Here is a 355-nt window from a genome sequence, read left to right on the forward strand (position 1 = left end):
CCATTGTGGCAAGCCGAGCAGCCGCTCACGCTTAATCAAAACGTAGAATGATCCTATCAGCGCACCGAGCCAACTGAACGCACTGGCAATCGCTGCGCCTTGAATACCGAGCTCAGGAAAGACSAATGCCAAAAATCAGCAGCGGGTCGAGCACGCCGTTGATAAGCCCAGCGAGCATCATGATTTTGGCTGGGGTCTTCGTATCACCGGTGGCACGAATGGCACTGTTTCCTGCCATTGGAATCACCAGTAATGGAATGGTGAGGTACCAGACATGCATGTATTGGCCGATGAGGGAATCAGTGCTTCTTTCGCACCAAGTAAGGTAAATAAAGGGGGGACGGTAAAAGGAAGC

1 pseudogene is annotated in these 355 nt (G+C 52.0%); it reads right to left on the reverse strand.

The features are described 5' to 3' along the window. Nucleotides 1-355, reverse strand: a pseudogene (locus CIK04_RS22795) (polysaccharide biosynthesis C-terminal domain-containing protein); the annotation flags it as partial.

The organism is Vibrio sp. 03_296 (assembly GCF_002265885.1).